The 18,224-nt window shown below is 67.4% G+C and carries 17 protein-coding genes; 9 read left to right on the plus strand and 8 right to left on the minus strand.

Translation table 11 applies throughout. The features are described 5' to 3' along the window. Window positions 1-60: 60 nt before the first annotated feature. Complete coding sequence (locus FFS20_RS02135; RefSeq protein WP_249356437.1) at window positions 61-1,302, minus strand: metallophosphoesterase family protein; 1,242 nt, start codon at window positions 1,300-1,302, stop codon at window positions 61-63. Between the two features lie 390 nt (window positions 1,303-1,692). On the opposite strand from FFS20_RS02135, the gene FFS20_RS02140 reads away from it, so the two are divergent. The 4 genes from FFS20_RS02140 (at window position 1,693) to FFS20_RS02155 (ending at window position 5,483) form a co-directional block, all read left to right on the plus strand. Continuing rightward, window positions 1,693-2,667, plus strand: coding sequence for a methionine ABC transporter ATP-binding protein (locus FFS20_RS02140; protein WP_137824297.1), 975 nt, complete (start codon window positions 1,693-1,695; stop codon window positions 2,665-2,667). Beyond that, window positions 2,664-3,338, plus strand: coding sequence for a methionine ABC transporter permease (locus FFS20_RS02145; RefSeq protein ID WP_137824298.1), 675 nt, complete (start codon window positions 2,664-2,666; stop codon window positions 3,336-3,338). The genes FFS20_RS02140 and FFS20_RS02145 overlap by 4 nt, the downstream gene beginning before the upstream one ends. A gap of 79 nt (window positions 3,339-3,417) precedes the next feature. Then, window positions 3,418-4,254 (plus strand): MetQ/NlpA family ABC transporter substrate-binding protein, encoded by an 837-nt coding sequence (locus FFS20_RS02150; RefSeq protein WP_137824299.1) that lies wholly within the window; start codon window positions 3,418-3,420, stop codon window positions 4,252-4,254. Between the two features lie 134 nt (window positions 4,255-4,388). Continuing rightward, window positions 4,389-5,483 (plus strand): YbdK family carboxylate-amine ligase, encoded by a 1,095-nt coding sequence (locus FFS20_RS02155; protein ID WP_137824300.1) that lies wholly within the window; start codon window positions 4,389-4,391, stop codon window positions 5,481-5,483. Between the two features lie 48 nt (window positions 5,484-5,531). Here the strand turns inward: FFS20_RS02155 and FFS20_RS02160 are convergent, their stop codons facing one another. Beyond that, window positions 5,532-5,933: a VOC family protein gene (locus FFS20_RS02160; RefSeq protein ID WP_137824301.1), complete on the minus strand. Its 402-nt coding sequence runs from the start codon at window positions 5,931-5,933 to the stop codon at window positions 5,532-5,534. Between the two features lie 107 nt (window positions 5,934-6,040). On the opposite strand from FFS20_RS02160, the gene FFS20_RS02165 reads away from it, so the two are divergent. From FFS20_RS02165 to FFS20_RS02180, 4 genes are all read left to right on the plus strand, one after another. Continuing rightward, on the plus strand, window positions 6,041-7,093 hold the full coding sequence (locus tag FFS20_RS02165) for a WYL domain-containing protein (protein ID WP_137824302.1): 1,053 nt from the start codon (window positions 6,041-6,043) through the stop codon (window positions 7,091-7,093). Window positions 7,094-7,136: 43 nt separating this feature from the next. Next, complete coding sequence (locus FFS20_RS02170) at window positions 7,137-7,937, plus strand: NAD(P)-binding domain-containing protein (RefSeq protein ID WP_137824303.1); 801 nt, start codon at window positions 7,137-7,139, stop codon at window positions 7,935-7,937. A gap of 185 nt (window positions 7,938-8,122) precedes the next feature. Then, the gene (locus FFS20_RS02175; protein WP_137824304.1) at window positions 8,123-8,971 is read left to right on the plus strand and encodes a DUF4062 domain-containing protein; all 849 of its coding nucleotides are present in this window, start codon (window positions 8,123-8,125) and stop codon (window positions 8,969-8,971) included. A 306-nt stretch (window positions 8,972-9,277) separates the two neighbouring features. After that, a complete protein-coding gene (locus FFS20_RS02180; RefSeq protein WP_137824305.1) occupies window positions 9,278-9,856 on the plus strand; it encodes an antibiotic biosynthesis monooxygenase in 579 nt (192 codons plus the stop codon). Between the two features lie 188 nt (window positions 9,857-10,044). On the opposite strand, the gene FFS20_RS02185 is transcribed toward FFS20_RS02180, so the two are convergent. Continuing rightward, window positions 10,045-11,754, minus strand: a complete 1,710-nt coding sequence (locus FFS20_RS02185) for a formate--tetrahydrofolate ligase (RefSeq protein WP_137824306.1) — start codon at window positions 11,752-11,754, stop codon at window positions 10,045-10,047. Window positions 11,755-11,820: 66 nt separating this feature from the next. After that, a complete protein-coding gene (locus tag FFS20_RS02190; RefSeq protein ID WP_137824307.1) occupies window positions 11,821-12,216 on the minus strand; it encodes a MerR family transcriptional regulator in 396 nt (131 codons plus the stop codon). A gap of 54 nt (window positions 12,217-12,270) precedes the next feature. Between FFS20_RS02190 and FFS20_RS02195 the strand changes: the two genes are divergently transcribed. Further along, complete coding sequence (locus FFS20_RS02195) at window positions 12,271-13,158, plus strand: alpha/beta hydrolase (RefSeq protein WP_137824308.1); 888 nt, start codon at window positions 12,271-12,273, stop codon at window positions 13,156-13,158. Here FFS20_RS02195 and FFS20_RS02200 read toward each other — a convergent pair whose 3' ends face one another. The 4 genes from FFS20_RS02200 to lhgO all read right to left on the minus strand — a co-directional run bounded on the left by FFS20_RS02200 (window position 13,159) and on the right by lhgO (window position 18,221). Further along, window positions 13,159-14,337: an FAD-dependent oxidoreductase gene (locus FFS20_RS02200; RefSeq protein WP_137824309.1), complete on the minus strand. Its 1,179-nt coding sequence runs from the start codon at window positions 14,335-14,337 to the stop codon at window positions 13,159-13,161. It lies immediately after the preceding gene. 125 nt (window positions 14,338-14,462) lie between these two features. After that, window positions 14,463-15,818, minus strand: a complete 1,356-nt coding sequence (locus FFS20_RS02205) for a sodium:glutamate symporter (RefSeq protein ID WP_137824310.1) — start codon at window positions 15,816-15,818, stop codon at window positions 14,463-14,465. 76 nt (window positions 15,819-15,894) lie between these two features. Then, entirely contained in the window at window positions 15,895-16,887 is a 993-nt protein-coding gene (galE, locus tag FFS20_RS02210) for a UDP-glucose 4-epimerase GalE (RefSeq protein WP_137824311.1), read from the minus strand. Window positions 16,888-17,006: 119 nt separating this feature from the next. Then, window positions 17,007-18,221 carry an L-2-hydroxyglutarate oxidase gene (gene lhgO, locus FFS20_RS02215; RefSeq protein WP_137824312.1) on the minus strand — a complete coding sequence of 405 codons (1,215 nt, stop codon included), beginning with the start codon at window positions 18,219-18,221 and terminating at the stop codon, window positions 17,007-17,009. Window positions 18,222-18,224 lie beyond the last annotated feature (3 nt).

Raw genomic sequence — 18,224 nt, forward strand, 5'->3', positions numbered from 1 at the left:
CGGGGCTGCGCATCCGCCGCCTCATCAGCGACCACGCAGCCCCGCCTCGGCGAGATCAGCTCACTTCACGTAGGAGGGGAACTCCGCGGGCTCACCCGGCTTGTTGCCCGAGCTCGTGTCGATGCCGTAGTCGCGGGCGAACTTGATCTCCGACCCCGTGTAGACGCCATCGGCACCCTCGTCGAGAGTGAACACGCGGGCCCCGCGCATCCGGTTCTTCTCCGCCCCGGGCAGACCGTAGGGGTTGAAGCCGGTGCCCGGCGAGTAGCCGAGCTCGATGCCGTAGTAGTTGCCGCTGTAGCTGTTGATGTGGTCGTGGCCGACGAAGAGTCCGCGCACGTCGCCGCGGCCGAGCATCGCATTGAACAGACCCGAGTTGAACGGTCCCGGGCACTCGGCTTCGTTGCGCTCACCGACGATGCTGTGCTTCTTCACGGCACGCTCGTGGTCGGCGTCGGTGCGCGAGTCGATGCTCGAAAACCACATCGCCCGATGCTCGTGGAGGGCGATGTGCTGGAACACGAGGCCCGGCACCTTGCGCTTGGCCTTCTTCTCCAGCGCCCGGGAGGTCTCCGCATACCATTCGACCTGGTCATAGCGCAGCCAGTCCCAATCGGGGTAGCCCTCGAAGTCCTGTCCGGCGATCTCCTCGGGCGCATAGCGACCGGAGTCGAGGAGCCAGATCGCGAAGGCGTCGGCATTGCCGTTCGAGGCCGCGACCGTGACAACCTGGTTCGAGGTGCCGGTGACGTCGGCACCGGTCGTGTTGAGGTTGTACTCGTACTGGTCGATGAAGGCGATCATGTCGGCTTCGTCGAAACCGGTCTTGCCGGTGCTGTCCTCGTCGTGGTTGCCGAAGGTCAGCGCCCACGGGATCTTCCGCTCCTCCATCGGCAGGACGACGTTGTTGATCGCCTGCTTGACCTCCGTCACCGAACCCGGTCCGCCGTTGATGACGTCACCGTTGATGACGACGAAGTTCGGCTTCACATCGTCGAGCACGGCGTTCTGGAGTTCAGTGGTGCGCACGTCGGTCCGGTGCGAGTCCTGCGTGTCGTTGAACTGGACGATCGTGAACGCCCCGGAGGAGGAGAATTTCAGCTCCTTGCGCACGATCCCCTCCTGCGCCGAGTTCCCCGCGCCATTGCCCTTGGACTTGCCGGGTTTCGCGGCCGCGGGCATCGCCCCGAGGCCGGCCAGTCCGGCACCGAGGGCCGTGGCTCCGGCGGCCTGGAGCATGCCGCGCCGGTTCCAGCCGCCGCGCCCGGCCGCCTCGGCGCTGTGGGGGTTCTCGTCGTTCATCGTCCACCTCTCTGAGAAGTCTTCGTCTCCGCACGGGACCGCAGGAGACCACGGGCAGACACGCTATGGACGGACAATGACGCACATCTGAACCGCGGGGTAACTCTCGCCGACGAATCCCCGACCCCATCTGTTCACTGAGGTGTTCGTCACGTTGGTCAGCCAATGCGACGTTTTATGTCCTGGGCAGCACCTCGGCGGTCGGACGTTTTGACATGCTGAACTGCCCGCCCCTGCCCCACCGTCGCAGGCGGCGGGCCAACGACGCGATCCGGCCACGGCCGGGTCCTGCGCTCATGAGCACTGAGCACCCCCATGAACCATGAAGCACTCCGGACCCTGCGCTCCACCGAGCCGGGGAGCCGGAGACGACAACGAGGAGTTGAGCCTGTGATCGAACTGCGCGGCCTGCGGAAGGTGTTCGGAGACACCGTCGCGCTCGAGGAGATCGACCTCAGCGTTCCCGCAGGCGAGATCCACGGCATCGTCGGACGCTCCGGTGCCGGAAAGTCGACCCTCATCCGCTGCCTCACCGGACTCGACCGTCCCACCTCGGGAACCGTGGCCATTGACGGCACCGACCTGACCCAGCAGACCGGCAGCGGGCTGCGCCGCGCGCGGCGGAACATCGGCATGGTCTTCCAGCACGTCAACCTCCTCGACTCGCGCACGGCGCTCGACAACGTCGCCCATCCGCTCCAGATCGCCGGAGTCGGCAAGGCCGAACGCCATGCGAAGGCCCGCGAGCTCCTCGAGTTCGTCGGCCTCGGCGACCGTGTCGACAACCATCCCGCGCAGCTCTCCGGCGGGCAGCGCCAGCGCGTCGGCATCGCCCGGGCGCTCGCCGCCGAACCCAAGGTCCTCCTCTGCGACGAGCCCACCTCGGCCCTCGACGCCTCGACGACCGAGCAGATCCTCGGCCTCATCCGCTCCCTCCGCGACCGGCTGGGCATCACCGTCCTCATCATCACCCACGAGATGTCCGTCGTCCGCGAGATCTGCGACTCCGTGACGCTGCTCGCCGACGGTCGGGTCGCGAAGACCGGGAAGCTCGCCGAGGTGATCTCCGAGCCCGGTTCGACCCTGGCCAAGGATCTCGTCCCCCTGCCCCCGGTCGGACTCGGCGACGGTGACACCGGGATCGTCGAGGTCGCACTTGCCGGCACGACTCTGCCGGCCGTGCTCCGCAGCGCGGGCACCGTCGGCCTCGACGCCGAAGCGATCCTCGCCGGCGCCGTCGAGACGGTCGAGAACCGTCAGGTCGGTCGCATCCGCTTCTCCGTGGCGAGCCCCGCGCAGGCCAGGGAGCTCGTCATCGCCTTCGCCTCCGAGGGCATCCACGCCGAGGAGGTGGCAGCAAAGTGAACGATCCGATGTGGTTCGACAACCCCGCGATCACCGACCAGATGTGGCCGGCGACGATCGAGACCCTGCTCATGACCGTGTGGTCGACGGGCCTCGCGGTCCTCTTCGGCCTGCCGCTGGGGATCTGGCTGTTCACGACGTCGAAGGGCGGGCTGAGTCCGCACCCGATCGTCTACCGGGTGCTCTCGCTCATCGTCGACATCACCCGGTCGATCCCGTTCATCATCCTCATGATCGCGCTCATCCCGTTCACCCGGTTCATGGTCGGCACCGCTCTCGGCTGGCAGGCCACGGTCGTGGCGCTCACGGTCGGGGCGATTCCGTTCTACGCCCGCCTCGTCGAGAACGCCCTGCGGGAGGTCTCCGACGGCAAGGTCGAGGCGGCGCTGATGATGGGGGCCTCGAACGGCCAGGTGATCAGGCAGGTCTTCATCCCCGAAGCACTGCCCGGTCTCATCGGTGCGGCCACGGTCACCTCGGTGACGCTCGTGTCGTACACGGCGATGGCCGGAGCCGTCGGCGGAGGCGGGCTCGGTGCCCTGGCGATCTCCTACGGGTACCAGCGCTACCAGTCGGACACGATGATCGCGTGCATCATCGTCCTCGTCGTCATCGTCGCCCTCATCCAGTTCATCGGCGACCGCATCGCCCGCCTCGTCGACCACCGCTGAGGCACCCACCCCAGCCGGGACCCGAGCGGTCCCGGCCCCACCGACCCTCACCAGCACACGACACACATCTAGGAGAGTCATGAAGACCAAGCTCATCGCCGTCGCCGCATCCGCGACCCTGCTGCTCTCGGGCTGCGGACTCATGGGCGGCGGGACCGACACCGTCGGCCAGCAGGACGGGGACGTCACGACGCTCACCGTCGGGGCGACCCCGGTGCCGCAGGGCGACATCCTCCGGTTCGTCGACGAGAACCTCGCCGCCGACGCGGGCCTCGACATCGAGGTCAAGGAGTACACCGACTACACGCTGCCGAACAAGGCGCTCGCCGACGGCGACATCGACGCGAACTACTTCCAGCACAAGCCGTACCTCGACTCCGAGATCGCGGGCCAGGGGTATGAGATCACCGGCTTCGAACCGATCAACCTCGAGCCCTTCGCCCTGTTCTCGAACACGGTCGAGGACGTCAACGATCTGCCCGACGGCGCGAAGATCGGCATCAACAACGATCCCGCGAACCAGGGTCGCGCCCTGAAGATGCTCGAAGAGGCCAAGCTCATCACCCTGAACGACGGGGTCGACGCGGTCAGCGCGAAGCTCTCCGATGTGCGTGACAACCCGAAGAACATCGAGTTCGTCGAGGCCGATGCCGCGCAGCTGGCACGGACCCTCCAGGACGTCGACGCCTCGGTCATCAATGGCAACAACGCCCTCGAGGCCGGTCTCAGCCCCGCCGAGGACGGGATCCTCCTCGAATCGGCGGAGAACAACCCCTACGGCAACTTCCTCGCCGTCCGCACGGAGAACAAGGACGACGAGAACATCACCAAGCTCAACGACCTGCTCCACTCCCCCGAGGTCAAGCAGTTCATCGAGGAGAAGTGGGCGGACGGATCGGTCCTCCCGAGCTTCTGATCGATCTCGGTCCGGTGACCCGCACCCGCCGCTGCCGGGCGGGTGCGGGAGCTTGACAGACGGCACCGCCGGATGACCTACTGGCGGGAGACGACGCGGGCAGCACACGCGCATGAGGGCACCGAGGAGGCCAGTTGTCCGCTTTCGGAATCGAGGAGGAGTACCTCCTTTTCGACCGCGCCACTCTGCTGCCCGCTGCGCCTTCGAGCGAGCAGCTGAGGGCGCTGTCGGCGATCCCGCCGTCCGGCGGGCAGATCACCACCGAGTGGCTCGCCTGCCAGGTCGAGTACGCATCCGCCGTGCTGCGGACCGCCGCGGAGGGGTTCGACGCTCTCATCGGCTTCCGCGAGTCGCTCGCGGCGACAGCCGACGGGCTGGGGCTGAGCACCGCGGCGCTCGGCACTGCACCTCAACTCGCGGATGTCCCTGCGGCGACCAGCGACGGTGAGCGCTATCGGGAGATGACGGCGCTGGCCCCGGCGATCGCCGCAGAACAGCTCATCAACGGCATGCACGTCCATGTCGGTGTTCCCGACCAGGAGACCGGCGTGCGCGCGCTCAATGGGATCCGTCGGTGGCTGCCGGTGCTCACTGCCCTGGGCGCGAACTCTCCGGTGTGGCGAGGCACCGACAGCGGTTTCGCCAGCTGGAGATCGATCCAGTACCGCCGCTGGGTGGTCAACGGCGCTCCTCCCCACTTCGCCGACGCCGCCGACTACGACTCCCACATCGCAGCGCTCCAGCGCACCGACGTGATCAGCGATGTGTCCATGGTGGGCTGGCTGGCGCGCCTGTCACCACGGCACGGCACCGTGGAGATCCGAGCCTGCGATGTGCAGCTGAGCGCCGACGACGCACTCACCCTCGCGCTCCTCATCCGCTCCCTCGTCGAAGTCGAGATCGAGGACCCGGTGACCGATCCGATCCCGACCGCCCTCATCGACCTTGCCCACTGGCAGGCTGCGCGGTTCGGCACCGCAGCGACCCTCATGGATGCCGATGTGCAGAGGTCCGTGCCAGCGTCCGCCGCCGTGTGGGCCGCGGTCGATCGGGCACAGCCGACCCTGGCGGCCCACGGCGATGACGAACGCGTGCGCACCGGTGTTCGCCGCCTGCTGCACTCCGGCACCGGTGCGCACCGGCAGCGGGCCGCCTTGGCTCGCGGAGGCGTGTCCGGGCTGCTCACCTTCGCCGGCGAGCAGATGACGTCGCGCGAGCCTCACTCCTGACCGCTGCGCCTGGTTCCCGCTGACGGGAGGTGAGTCGAGCAGGGTTCCTCAGTGCCGGGCGAGCCAGTGGGGACTGTGCATGAGTCCGAGCACGTTGCCGAAGGGGTCGGTCACCGAGGCGGTGACGAACTCCTCACCCCGCGGGGTCACCGGCGCATGGCCCGTCGCCCCGCGAGCGACGAGATCAGCGAGCGCCTCCGCGACGTCGTCGACGAACCAGTACGTCACCGAGCTGCTGCCTGCCGACGTGCCGTCGGGAGCAAAGCTCCTGCTCATGATCCCGAGCTCGTCCTCGTCGGGACCGATGCGGAACTCGACGTAGGCGGGGTCGCCGTCGGGCGGCTGCCGGAAGTACGGCGCGATGCCGAGGACCCTGGAGTACCAGGTGGCGGCCTCCTCGACATCGTCGGCGGTCAGCACCATGGTCGTCAGTCCTCTGAGAGTGCTCATGTCGGCTCCTTGTGCGGTTCGGCGGCACCCCCGCTGGCTGCCGCTGAGAGCAACTCTTCCAGGCAAAGTGCTCACCCTATGATCACTTTTATGCGCATACTTGTCCTATGCGTGCAGATCGGCTTCTCGCCCTGCTTCTCCTCCTCCAGCGGCGGGGGAAGGTCACCGCCGCCGAGGTGGCGGCCGAGCTCGAGATCTCCGTGGCCACCGCGCGACGAGACCTCGAGGCGCTCCTGGCGGCCGGTGTTCCGGTGTACGTCCAGCCCGGACGCGGCGGCGGGTGGCAGCTGCTCGGTGGCGCCCGCACCGACCTCACGGGCCTGCGCTCCCCTGAGGCGCATGCCCTGTTCTGGATGCTCGGCACCGCAGGTCTCGCTTCCCCGCAGACGCGCGTCGCCACCCGCAAGCTCCTCCGCGCCCTCCCCGAGAGCCAGCGGGCAGAGGCCGAGATCCTCGCCACGACCGTCCACTACGACCACTCGCCGTGGGGACGTGCGAGCGGCGGTGAGGATTCCGTGGACATGAGCGGACACCTCGGCGAGCTCCGCTCTGCACTGCTGTCGCGCACCCACCGGCGCATGCGCTATCGCACCAGGGACGGCCGCGGACGCACGGTCACCATCTGTCCCGTCGGACTCGTCGCCAAGGCCGGAGTCTGGTACCTCGTCGCCCACGAGGTCACCGCCGAGGTGCCCGCACACGGATCAGGGTGGGAGGCCACCGTGCGCACCTTCGCCGTCGACCGGATCGATGCCCTCACCGACGCCGAGGTCACCATCGAGCCCGACGCACTGTCACGGCCCGGTCCGACCGAGGACCTCCACCGACAGATCGACCTCACCGACTTCTGGACGGCTCACGTCGACGAGGTCGAAGCCCTGCGGTCGGCAGTGACAGCGCGAGTGCGATGTCCCCGCTGGGTGCTGCCGATCCTCACGCAGCAGTTCGGACGGCAGATCACCGTGATCTCCACGGATGAGGACACCGCCATCGCCGAGGTGGGGGCCAACCTCACGGCAGCACTGGCCGAACAGCTCGCGGGGTGGGGGTCGACGATCGAGGTCCTCGACCCACCCGCGGTGCGCGTCGAGCTCGCCCGCATCGGCACCGAACTCGTCACGCGCTACGGCGACTCCGCCCCGCCGGCGGGGCCCGGATGACACAATGCAGAGTAAGTCACCGCTGACCGCAGGAGGACTGAGGATGGGCACCAGGCTCGGCATCATCGGAGTCGGGGAGATCGCCGCGGCGATCGTCGACGGACTCTGCACACAGGCAGCAGAGGAGAGCCCCCCGGCGGACGCTCCCGCCATCGTCCTCTCCCCGCGCGGAGCGGCGCACTCGGCGCGCCTCGCCGAGACCTATCCTCACGTCGAGGTCGCCGCGTCCAACCAGGAGGTCATCGACCGCAGCGACCGCGTCCTCCTCGCCGTCCTTCCCCAACAGGTCGAGGAGGTCCTCACCGAGCTCGACGTTCCCGAGGAGACGACCCTCGTCAGCGCGGTCGCCGGCGTCTCGGTCGCCGCCCTCGAGACTCTGCTCCCCCACCGCCCGGACGTCGTGCGCGTCATCCCGCTGCCGGCGGTCCGCGAACGCCGCGGACTCACAGCCGTCCACCCGGGGAACGCGCCCGTCGAAGCGCTCTTCGATCGCCTCGGCGGCACGGTCGTCGCGGAGACCGAAGCGATGTTCAGCACGCTGTCGGCGACGACGGCGACGATGTCCGCGCACTTCGCCTACCTCTTAACGATCACCGAATGGCTCATCGCCCAGGGGTGGGCCAGGACCGACGCCGAGGCGGTCGTCCGCGGTCAGTTCGTCGGCCTCGGCACGACGCTCGCCGACACCGACACTCCCATCGCCGATCTCGTCGCCGCCCACGAGACCCCCGGCGGAATCAACGCGCAGGTGCGCAGCGAGTGGATGGACGAGGACAACCGGCAGCACCTCTCGGCCGCCCTCGACGCGGTGCTCGCCCGGGTGACGGGCGCCCCGCAGACCTGATGACCAAGCAAGACCACTGCAGCGAGGAATCTCGAACTTCGCAACAACCTCCGTGTAACCAGAAGGCGCTGCGCCGCAGGGAACCCGATGCAACTCGATCGCTGGTCACGCATGCTTAAGCTAGGATCTTATTTAACTACAGCCACTTCATCGAAATTGAATTTGTTTAAGGAGCACGAGCAACGATGACTTACCTTGCCACCGCAGTCCGAGTAATGATCGCCTCACCATCCGACACCGCAACACAACGCGATGCCATCGAAAGAATGCTGACTCGCTGGAACGGCTCCAGAGGACAATCTGCTGCAGTGAATCTAGTCCCAGTCAGGTATGAAGCCCATGCAGTGCCCGCGGCAGCCGACAGTGCCCAATCGGTCATCAACGGCCAACTCCTTGATTCTGCTGACATCGTCATCGCAATATTTGGAAATAAACTTGGATCAGCAACTGACTCTGCCATCTCAGGAACGGTCGAAGAAATACAAAGAGCGATCGAAGCGAAGATTCCAGTACATGTTTACTTTTCCTCAGCAGACGTGCCACGTGATCAATTATCCGACGCCTCAAAGATCAATGATTACAAGAATAGCTTCAAGGGATTATACGCGGAGTATGCCGACGACTCCGAACTCGCAGATGCGGTGCGAAATGCCATTGAGAGGGACGTAACCCTGTGGGCCGGAGCAGTTAATGGTCCTAAAGAAGCAGAGGCAGATCCTGTAATTCAAATCCAAAGAGAGAACGAGGTCAAATACAACTCAAAAGGAAATCCGAGAAACCACACGAGAAGATGGATCGAGATCACCAACCAGGGGGGTAGCGACGCCGAAGACTTCACTATAGAAGTCGACGCAGGAGACGGAGTATTTTTCATGGCAGAACCGGACGAGCCACGCACACTGCATCGTGACGATCTGATTCGAATCCCATATGAACTGACGCTTGGTGCCTCGAACCAAGCAGAGGCGGTCATGTCATGGACCGAAGGGAAAGAACGCAAAGTAAAGCAGCGGACACTTAATCTGATAAACTGAGAGAATACTTACACATAACCCTTGGCCAGCATCCACAGAATCACTCACGTATGGTACGTGAATGCATCTCCAATGGAACCCATACTCGAATTTCTTAGCTCGGTGCAAGAAGCATTCTGAACTATAACTCTCGCCACTGCTCGCCTCTCCCCGGTTCGTCTAATTGTTCAACTTTGACTATTGAACGCAATCGAAACTCGCAATGCATCGAAAGGATTCAATTGTCGTTTTAGCCCCAACCCGAACGGTCGCCTGAGGCCACCCCGTGCGATCGCGGTCGCCCCGGTGATCCCTATAATCGCAATCATGCCTCAGCCGTCTGCCATCACCGTCGCGATCACCCGCACCGTCCAGCCCGCACACCACCGCCGTTTCAACGCATGGGTGCAGGCCGGTCAGGAGCTCGCCCGCGAACGTCCCGGCTATCTCGGATCCGGGTGGGTGCGGACCGCGCCGGACTCGAACGAATGGCACGTCCTCTATCGGTTCGCCGATGCGAAGTCGCTGCGCGCCTGGGACGAGTCCGATGACCGCAAGTGGTGGATCGACAGCGGTGCCGAACTCATCGAGGATACGAAGGTCGAACACCGCACGGGCATCGAAGGCTGGTTCGAACCCCAGGGTGAGACGGCGCTGACCATTCCCGAAACGGTCGTCCCACCGCGCTGGAAGCAGGCGGTGAGCATCTTCCTGCCGTTCTTCCCCCTCAGCCTGCTCTCGACCTATCTGCTGCTGCCCCACCTGTCGGCGTGGCCTCCGGTGCTCTCCGTGCTGCTCAACATCTGCCTCCTCACCCCGCTGATGACGTACATCTTCCTGCCGGTGAGCACGCGCCTGCTGCGCCCGTGGCTCCAGAAGCCGCGAAAGCCCAAGCGCCAGAGGTAGACAGCCGCCGTCCCGGTCTGCCGGCGGCCGCCGACTGCCGACCTGACACGGCGATGAGACCGGGCACCAGCGAGTGCGCCGACTCCACGGCGAATGTGCGCCATCGTGAGGGCGGAATCGGCTCGGATTCCACCCTCAAGGTGGCGCAGATTCCCGGACGCGCCGTGTGTCTCGGAAGACACCGCGCCTCAGAACAGGCCGGTGATGTTCCCGTCCTCGGTGACGTCGATCTTCAGCGCCGACGGCTCCTTCGGCAGTCCGGGCATCGTCATGATGTCGCCGGCGATGACGACGACGAACCCGGCGCCGGCGGACAGGCGCACGTCTCTGACCTCGATGATGTGGCCCTGCGGGGCACCGCGCAGGCTCGGGTCCGTGCTCAGCGAGTACTGGGTCTTCGCCACGCAGATCGGGGCATCGCCGTAGCCTTCGTCGGTGAACTGTGCCAGCTTCCGCTTGACCTTCGCGGGTATCTCGACGTCGGCGGCGCCGTAGATGCGCTGGGCGATCGTGCGGATCTTGTCCTCGAGCGGCTGGTCGAGCTCGTAGCTGTACTGCGCGCGGGCCGCCGCGTCTCCGTCCCCGGCGTTCTCGACGGCGGCGACGACCGCCTCGGCCAACGGCACGGCACCCTTGCCGCCGTCGGCCCAGTGCGTCGATTCCACTGCCGCGATGCCGAGCGAGTCGAGGTGGTCGATCGCGGCGGCCATCTCCTCGTCGGTGTCCGAGGGGAACCGGTTGAAGCACACGACCGGGGTGAGGCCGAAGATGTCGCGGAGGTTCGAGCAGTGGAGTTCGAGGTTGCTCATCCCCGCCAGAACCGCCTCGGTGTTCGGGGTCTCGACGTCGCCCACGTCGATGCCGCCGTGGTACTTCAGCGCCCGGAGGGTGGCGACGACGACGACGGCGGAGGGCCAGATGCCGGCGGCCCGGCATTTGATGTCGAGGAACTTCTCGGCGCCGAGGTCGGCGCCGAACCCGGCCTCGGTGACGACCCAGTCGCCGAGCGTCATCGCCGCCTTCGTCGCGAGCAGGCTGTTGCACCCGTGGGCGATGTTCGCGAACGGTCCGCCGTGGATGAACGCGGGCGAGTGCTCGAGGCTCTGGACGAGGTTCGGGGAGAGCGCATTGCGCAGCAGTGCGGTCATCGCCCCCGCGGCACCGAGGTCGGCGACGGTGACCGGCTGACGGTCGCGGGTGTGGGCGACGACGATGCGCCCCAGCCGTTCCTTGAGGTCTGCCACCGAGGTGGCCAGGCAGAACACCGCCATGACCTCTGAGGCGACGACGATGTCGAAGTGGTCCTCCCGCGGCACTCCCCCATTGAGGCCGCCGAGGCCGATCGTGACGTTGCGCAGAGCCCGATCGTTGAGGTCGACGACCCGCCGGATGTGGATGCGGCGCGGATCGATGTCGAGGTCGTTGCCGTGGTGGATGTGGTTGTCGAGCATCGTCGCAGCGAGGTTGTTCGCCGCCGCGATCGCCGCGAAGTCACCGGTGAAGTGGAGGTTGATGTCCTCCATCGGCACGACCTGCGCGTACCCACCGCCGGCGGCCCCGCCCTTCATGCCGAACACCGGGCCCATGCTCGGCTCCCGCAGCGCCAGCACAGCCTTCCCGATCTCCGGGTTCGTCTTCGCGAGCTCGTTGAGCCCGTCGGTGAGCCCGATGCTCGTCGTCGTCTTGCCCTCCCCGGCCGGGGTCGGGCTCATCGCGGTGACGAGGATGAGCGCGCCGTCGGTCGCCGACTCAGCGGCTGCGTCGAGGACGTCGATGGGCACTTTCGCCTTCGTCCATCCGAACGGAATGATGTCCTTGGGGTCGAGCCCGAGGTCAGCGGCGACATCGACGATGGGATCGAGCTCGGCGGCGAGTGCAATGTCAAGATCAATGCTCATAGGGCCATCTTGCCTGCCATGGCGCGTTTTGTGACCAGTGACACCCGATGAATTTCGACCGAGCCCTCACCGCGCCGAGGTGGTGCCCCGGCGCGTCGGTGTCGCCGCGTACTCGGCGCAGTCGGGGCACCGGGCCATGAGGTCGTGACGACAGTCGGCGACGTGGACGAGGAAGCGCTCGGCCGCCTCGAGGGCGACCGTCTGGCGACGGATGGCAGCGATCCGCTCAGCGATCACCGCCGCCCTCCCCGCCGCGCTCCGGTGGAGGACCTGCCGGATCTCCGCGAGACTCATCCCCACCCCTTGGCAGGCGATGACGATCCGGCACCGACCAAGGTGTTCATCGTCGTAGCTGCGATGTCCGGCGGGAGTGCGGTCGGGCACGACGACGCCGCACTCCTCCCAATGCCGCAGCACATGCGCGGCGATGCCGAGATCCGCTGCGGCCTCTCCGATCCTCATCGCCCCATCATCGCACCTTGACTTCAGGTCGACCTGAAGTTCTACCGTCGACGCATGTGCATCCCACCCACAGAGGTCCCGGCACCCGACTGCGTCGCCGTCCCGATTCCCTGCGGTCCCGACGCCTCGTCGACAGCACGGATCGGGACGTACGTGCTCGATGCGACCGGCGGCGACAGCCTCGGCGGTGTCGTCATCTGCCACGGCACGCCCTGGTCGTCGAGGATGTGGCTGCCGCTGGCCCGCCGGCTGAGCAGCCGGTGGCGCGTGCACCTGTGGGACATGCCCGGGTACGGCGGTTCGCTCGAGGCGAATGCCGCCTCGCCGGTCGATCTCGTCGCTCAGCGCACGCGGTTCGCGCGTCTGCTGCGCCACTGGGGCCTTGCCGCGCCCCATGTCATCGCCCATGACATCGGCGGCGCCACAGCTCTCGGCGCACACCTGTTCGAGGGCAGCGTCTTCGGCTCGCTGCATCTCAGCGACATCGTCACCCTGCCGCCGTGGGGGTCTCCGTTCTTCCGTCTCGTCGCGGAGAACGAAGGTGTCTTCGCCGCGCTCCCGCCGGCGCTGCATCGGGCCCTCGTCACCGAGTACATCGCCGGGGCGGGTGGCCCCGAGCTGTCACGGGAGTGGATCACCGAGCTTGCGCGGCCGTGGACGACCCCGGCCGGTCAGGCGGCGTACTACCGGCAGATCGCGGCACTGCGACCGGAGCACACGGACCCGATCGCCGCTCGTCTCGCGAAGGTGCGGTGCCCCGTGCGGATCGCGTGGGGTGAGTCCGATCCGTGGATCCCCGTCGCCCACGCCGACGCACTCGCCGCGGCACTGCCCGGACGTCCCGAGGTCACACGGTTCCCGGGCGTCGGGCATCTCGCTGTCCTCGAGGCGCCGGAGGATTTCGCCGCCGATGTGGTCACGTGGCTCTCGGCCCAGGTGTGATCACCGTCGGGACAGGTGCGCGTGGTGGGCGGCACGGAACTCCTCGGGCACGCCCCCGCCGATCCGGTCGCGGACCCCGCCGCCGGTCGCCAGCGCTGCGGCGAACTCGCCGAGCAGCGGAGCGAACTTCGCCCCGTGTCCCGAGCACGCGGAGACGATGGTGACCCCGCCGACGGAATCGATGAGGAAGTCCTCGCTCGGCGTGTTCGTGAACAGACAGGTCGTCTCCGCAAAGAGTTCCGGCACGAGTCCCGGCAGATGCGCCCGTGCGTAGGCGATCATCCGCTGCCGCATCGCCTCGGTGATCTGGCCGTCCTGGTCGAGGGCGGAGCCGATGACGCGCCCGCCGTTGAACTGTGCGAGCTTCTGCCCGGCGAATCCGGCGTCGCGTCCGCCGGGCAGCCCGTAGGTGAAGATCTCCGCACTCTTGTGGATGAACGTCGGCCAGTCCCGTGCCGGGCGCCCACCGCCGATGGTGTCGCGGTAGGGCAGGTGGAACGCCTGCTCCTGGCGAACTTCGAACGTCGGCAGGGAGGAGAGGAATCCGGTCGGCAGGCCGAGATCCCCCAGCAGCGCCGGCAGCCAGCCGCCTGCCGCGACGATGACGGATGCAGCGTCAACCATGTCCCCGGCCGCCGAGGTGACCCGCAGGCTCCCCGTCGACCGCCGGTCCACCGCGGCCACGGTCCAGTCCTCGAAGACTCGGGCACGGCCGGTGGCGAGGGCGAGGTCGAGCAGCGTCCGCACCGACCGCTCGGCGTCGATGACCCCAGCGTCGGGATGCCAGAGCACCTCCGTGTCGAAGGCGAACTGCGGCCACCGGGCATGGGCGGCCTCGGCGCTGAGCACTTCGTGGTCGATCCCGAGAGCGTCGAAGACGCCGGTCAGCTGCCCCGTGTGTCTGGCCTCCCCGAAATCGAGGGCACCGGTGGGTGTGATGAGTTCGGTGTCGGCAGCCTCTTCGACAGCTGTCCACAGGTCGCGGGCGCGGACGACGAGCTCGGCGTAGAGGCGTTCGGGGTAGGCATAGCGGAAGATCCGGGCTGAGCCGTGCGAGCTTCCGCGCGCGTTGGCCGGGCGGTGCTGTTCGAGGACGGTGACGTTCTCTCCGCGTGCGGTCAGCGCCCACGCGGCGGCGGCCCCGGCGAGCCCGGCGCCGATGACGATGTGCTCGGTCATTGGTGCTCCTCCCCTGGGACGGCATCGTCCTGTGTCCGAGCCTATGCCAACGCGGGCAGACGCCGCGAGGCACTGTCGGAATGTGGCCTTGCGACAGTGCCTCGCGGCGGTGAGCGCGGATACGGCTAGCCGACGGGCACGAGCTCCCGGCGGTTGGCGGCCATGATGTAGAGCGCCACCGCGAGCGCGCCGACGGCGATCGCACCCCAGATCCCGACGACCGCCCACGCGGCCCCGCCGAGGACGAGCAGCGGCGCGAAGGTCACGGCGGCGACCTCGACGGGGATGACCGGCAGGTACGCGAGCGAGAAGTCCTCGAGCGTGCGGGAGTTGAGCTTCGGATCGACGATGCGCAGCAGGGCGATGCCCGTGGCCACGGCACCGGTCGCCCAGCCCCACGTGAAGAGCTGGCGTTCGAACCAGCCGTCGCTCATCACCCGCGGGGCGACCCAGAGGCCGAGGAAGAGGCAGAGGGCGAGTCCGACGATGAAGAGGATGAGCAGCGACAGCCACTGGTCGGCGACGAAGGACGGGACGACCGAGGCGATGCCGCAGACGATGAGGACGTCGGTGGCGAGACCGGAGATCGAGTTCTGCGTCTCCTTGTCGATGAACTTCGTCGTCTTCGTGCCCGCGAGGATGCTGCGGAGGATGAGGCCGACGATGAACGCGATCGAGAAGAGCGGGAACGTCACCGACGGCATGAGCTCGCCGAGGATGAGGTTGACTCCGTACGCGGCCGCGGAGACGGTGGCGACGATTCCGGCCTGGAAGGTCAGGGATTCGATCGCGCTGCCGGAGAACATGTGCGTGCCGATGGGCGGCTTCTCCTGCTCGTGGTCGAGCACGCCGGTGCGCAGTTCGGCGGGGACCTCGCTCAGTCCCACGAACTCCTTGGCGTGGCCCTTCGCCGCACCGATCTTCGCCTGGATGATGCCGCCGACGATGCCGGTGAGCATGCCGACGGTCGCGGCGGTGAAGGCCAGCGACTGCACCGCCGGGTCACCGGCCTCGGTGAAGACCGTGCCGATCGCGGCAGCCGAGCCGAAGCCGCCGGCCCACCCGGCGAAGAGGAGGAGCCCGACGGAGTCGGGAGCGCCGAGGAGGGGGCCGAGGAGGACGAGGACGAGTCCCATGCCGAGCGCCGTCTGGGTCGCATAGATGAGGACGCCGTAGCTGGCGAATCCGGCGACGGAACGGCCGATCTTGAAGATGTTGAAGTCGCTCGTCAGCGACAGGCACGCGAAGACGACGACGATGAGCAGCGAGGAGTACGTGCCCAGCTGGTCGGAGAACGGCAGCCAGCCCAGGCCGTTGGGGCCCATGAGCAGTCCGAGGAAGCCAGCGATGACTCCGGCGGGGACCATCATCGTCTGCAGGACGCGGATCCGGGCGCGCAGGATGGTGCCGACGACGAGCAGCGCGCCGATGAGGCCCGAATCGATGAGCAGGGCGTAGGGGCTGAAGGGGGTGGGATCCACGACGGGGTCTCCTTGATCAGGTCACGACGGCACGAAGAACCAGCGCCGGCGGCCCGGCGCTGGGATCAGGTGCGGGTTACTTGGCCGCGGGCAGCATTCCTGCGGCGGCGACGGCGCTGCGGACGATCTCGTCGAGCCCGTATTCGGCCTTCCAGCTCAGCTGGGCCGAGATCCGGGAGACGTCGGCGACGAGGGCGGGAGGATCCCCTGCCCGCCGTTCGCCCATCTCCGGGACGATGTCACGGCCGGTCACCTCGGCGATGGTGTCGATGACCTCTTTGACCGAGGCTCCGGTGCCGGTTCCGACGTTGAACACGGTCTCCGAGGTGTCCCCGGACTTCATGTAGTCGAGAGCGGCGATGTGGGCCTCGGCGAGGTCCTTGACGTGGACGTAGTCGCGGATGCACGTGCCGTCGGGGGTGTCGTAGTCGTCGCCGAAGACGATCGGGGCCTTGCCGGCGGCGACCCGGCCGAGGACGATCGGGATGAGGTTCATCACCGCAGTGTCGGCGAGTTCGGGCCAGCCGGCGCCGGCGACGTTGAAGTAGCGCAGCTTGACGGCGTTGAACGGGACCCGGCGCATCCGCGCCGCGGTGATCGCGTTGTCGATCATCCATTCGCCGATGAGCTTCGTCTCCCCGTAGGGGTTGATCGGTCGGCATTCGAGGTCCTCAGCGACGAGATCGACGTCGGGCATGCCGTAGGTGGCGGCCGAGGAGGAGAAGACGAGGGAGGCGATGCCGGTGCGCTCGACGGCGGCGAGGATGTTCGTCAGGCCGCCGATGTTCTGGCGGTAGTAGTGGACGGGCTGCTCGACGGATTCGCCGACCTGCTTCTTCGCCGCGAAGTGGATGATCGAGTCGATCCCGTGCTCCTCGATGGCCGCGACGAGGCGGTCCTCGGCATCGGGAGCGGCGAGGTCGAGGTCGAGGACGGGCAGTCCGGCGACGCGATCGGCGATCCCCGTCGAGAAGTCATCGACGACGAGGACGTCGTCACCGCGTTCGGTGAGCAGACGCACCACGTGCGAACCGATGTAGCCTGCTCCTCCGGTGACCAGTACAGCCATGAAACTCCCTCATTCGTCCCTCACCGCGGTCTCGATCTCGCGGCGATGCCGGATCAAGCTTAGTCGAGGGCACCGCCGGGACACGAAGTGCGTACCTGACCAGGGAGGATGCGTATCGCTCAGGAGTCGGCGACGGCTCGGTCGACGAGGTGCTCGGCGATGGCCAGCGCTGAGGTGGCACCGGGCGAGGGAGCGTTGCGGACGAACATCACCGGTCCGGCGCGATCGATGACGAAATCGTCGACGAGCGAGCCGTCTCGGTTCATCGCCTGGGCGCGGATGCCGCGGGTGGCGCGATGCCCGGTCGCCCCGGCCAGCTGCGGCACGTAACGGGCCGCCTCGGCGACGAAGCGCTCAGTCGAGAGCACCCCGCCGATCTCCCGGACCGCGGTGGGCAGATTCCCCGCGGCGAATCTCCAGAATCCGGCATCGGCGGCGATCGAGAGCGCATCGCGCACGCTGAGCCCGAGTCCTGAGTATCCCTCCCGGGAGAACGAGAGGAACGCGTTGGGGCCGATCATCACCCCACCGTCGATGCGCCGCGTGACGTGAACGCCGAGGAAGGGGTACTTCGGGTCGGGCACGGGGTAGATGAGTCCGTTGACGACCGAGTCGAACGCGGGATCGAGGATGAAGTACTGCCCGAAGAACGGCACCACAGACGGCCGCGCGCTCTCTCCCGAACGGGCGGCGAGGCGATCGGACTGGAGTCCGGCGCAGGCGATGACGGCGTCGAATTCGAGCGCATCCTTGTCCGAGTGGACGATCGCGCGCTCTCCGGCCCGTCCGCCTCGGCGCTCGACGCGGGACACCGGGGTCGAGAAGCGCACGCGACCGCCGCGACGGCGGAAGTCGACGACGAGTGCATCGGTCAGGCCCGGGTAGTCGATGATCGCCGTGTGTGGGGAATGGAGCGCGGCCACCCCGACGGCCTGCGGTTCGACCTCGGCGAGACCATCACGATCGAGCATCGCGACATCGGGGACCCCGTTGGCGAGAGCCCGCTCGTGGATGGCGCGCAGCCGACCGACCTCGATGTCGTCGGTGGCGACGACGACCTTTCCGCACTCGTCGACGGCGACCCCGTGCTCGGCGGCGAAATCACGGATGAGCTCGACCCCGCGGCGGCACAGACGCGCCTTGAGGCTTCCCGGCTCGTAGTAGAGACCGGCATGGACGACACCGGAGTTGTGTCCGGTCTGGTGCATTGCCGGCCCGTCCTCCTTCTCATAGAGGGTGACGTCGGCGGACTCATCTCGCAGGAGGAGTTCGCGGGCGACCGCCGCTCCGATGATGCCGGCCCCGATGACGGCGACACGCCTGACCTCACTCATCTT

The sequence above is a fragment of the Brevibacterium sp. 2SA genome (assembly GCF_005502845.1).
In the GTDB taxonomy this organism is placed as follows: Bacteria; Actinomycetota; Actinomycetes; order Actinomycetales; family Brevibacteriaceae; genus Brevibacterium.

What these genes read in the sequence shown, in the direction of transcription:
- FFS20_RS02135 (WP_249356437.1), bottom strand. Translation starts at nt 1,302, where the DNA reads ATGAACGACGAGAACCCCCACAGCGCCGAGGCGGCCGGGCGCGGCGGC.
- FFS20_RS02150 (WP_137824299.1), top strand. Translation starts at nt 3,418, where the DNA reads ATGAAGACCAAGCTCATCGCCGTCGCCGCATCCGCGACCCTGCTGCTC.
- FFS20_RS02160 (WP_137824301.1), bottom strand. Translation starts at nt 5,933, where the DNA reads ATGAGCACTCTCAGAGGACTGACGACCATGGTGCTGACCGCCGACGAT.
- FFS20_RS02165 (WP_137824302.1), top strand. Translation starts at nt 6,041, where the DNA reads ATGCGTGCAGATCGGCTTCTCGCCCTGCTTCTCCTCCTCCAGCGGCGG.
- FFS20_RS02170 (WP_137824303.1), top strand. Translation starts at nt 7,137, where the DNA reads ATGGGCACCAGGCTCGGCATCATCGGAGTCGGGGAGATCGCCGCGGCG.
- FFS20_RS02175 (WP_137824304.1), top strand. Translation starts at nt 8,123, where the DNA reads ATGACTTACCTTGCCACCGCAGTCCGAGTAATGATCGCCTCACCATCC.
- FFS20_RS02180 (WP_137824305.1), top strand. Translation starts at nt 9,278, where the DNA reads ATGCCTCAGCCGTCTGCCATCACCGTCGCGATCACCCGCACCGTCCAG.
- FFS20_RS02185 (WP_137824306.1), bottom strand. Translation starts at nt 11,754, where the DNA reads ATGAGCATTGATCTTGACATTGCACTCGCCGCCGAGCTCGATCCCATC.
- FFS20_RS02190 (WP_137824307.1), bottom strand. Translation starts at nt 12,216, where the DNA reads ATGAGGATCGGAGAGGCCGCAGCGGATCTCGGCATCGCCGCGCATGTG.
- FFS20_RS02195 (WP_137824308.1), top strand. Translation starts at nt 12,271, where the DNA reads ATGTGCATCCCACCCACAGAGGTCCCGGCACCCGACTGCGTCGCCGTC.
- FFS20_RS02200 (WP_137824309.1), bottom strand. Translation starts at nt 14,337, where the DNA reads ATGACCGAGCACATCGTCATCGGCGCCGGGCTCGCCGGGGCCGCCGCC.
- galE (WP_137824311.1), bottom strand. Translation starts at nt 16,887, where the DNA reads ATGGCTGTACTGGTCACCGGAGGAGCAGGCTACATCGGTTCGCACGTG.
- lhgO (WP_137824312.1), bottom strand. Translation starts at nt 18,221, where the DNA reads ATGAGTGAGGTCAGGCGTGTCGCCGTCATCGGGGCCGGCATCATCGGA.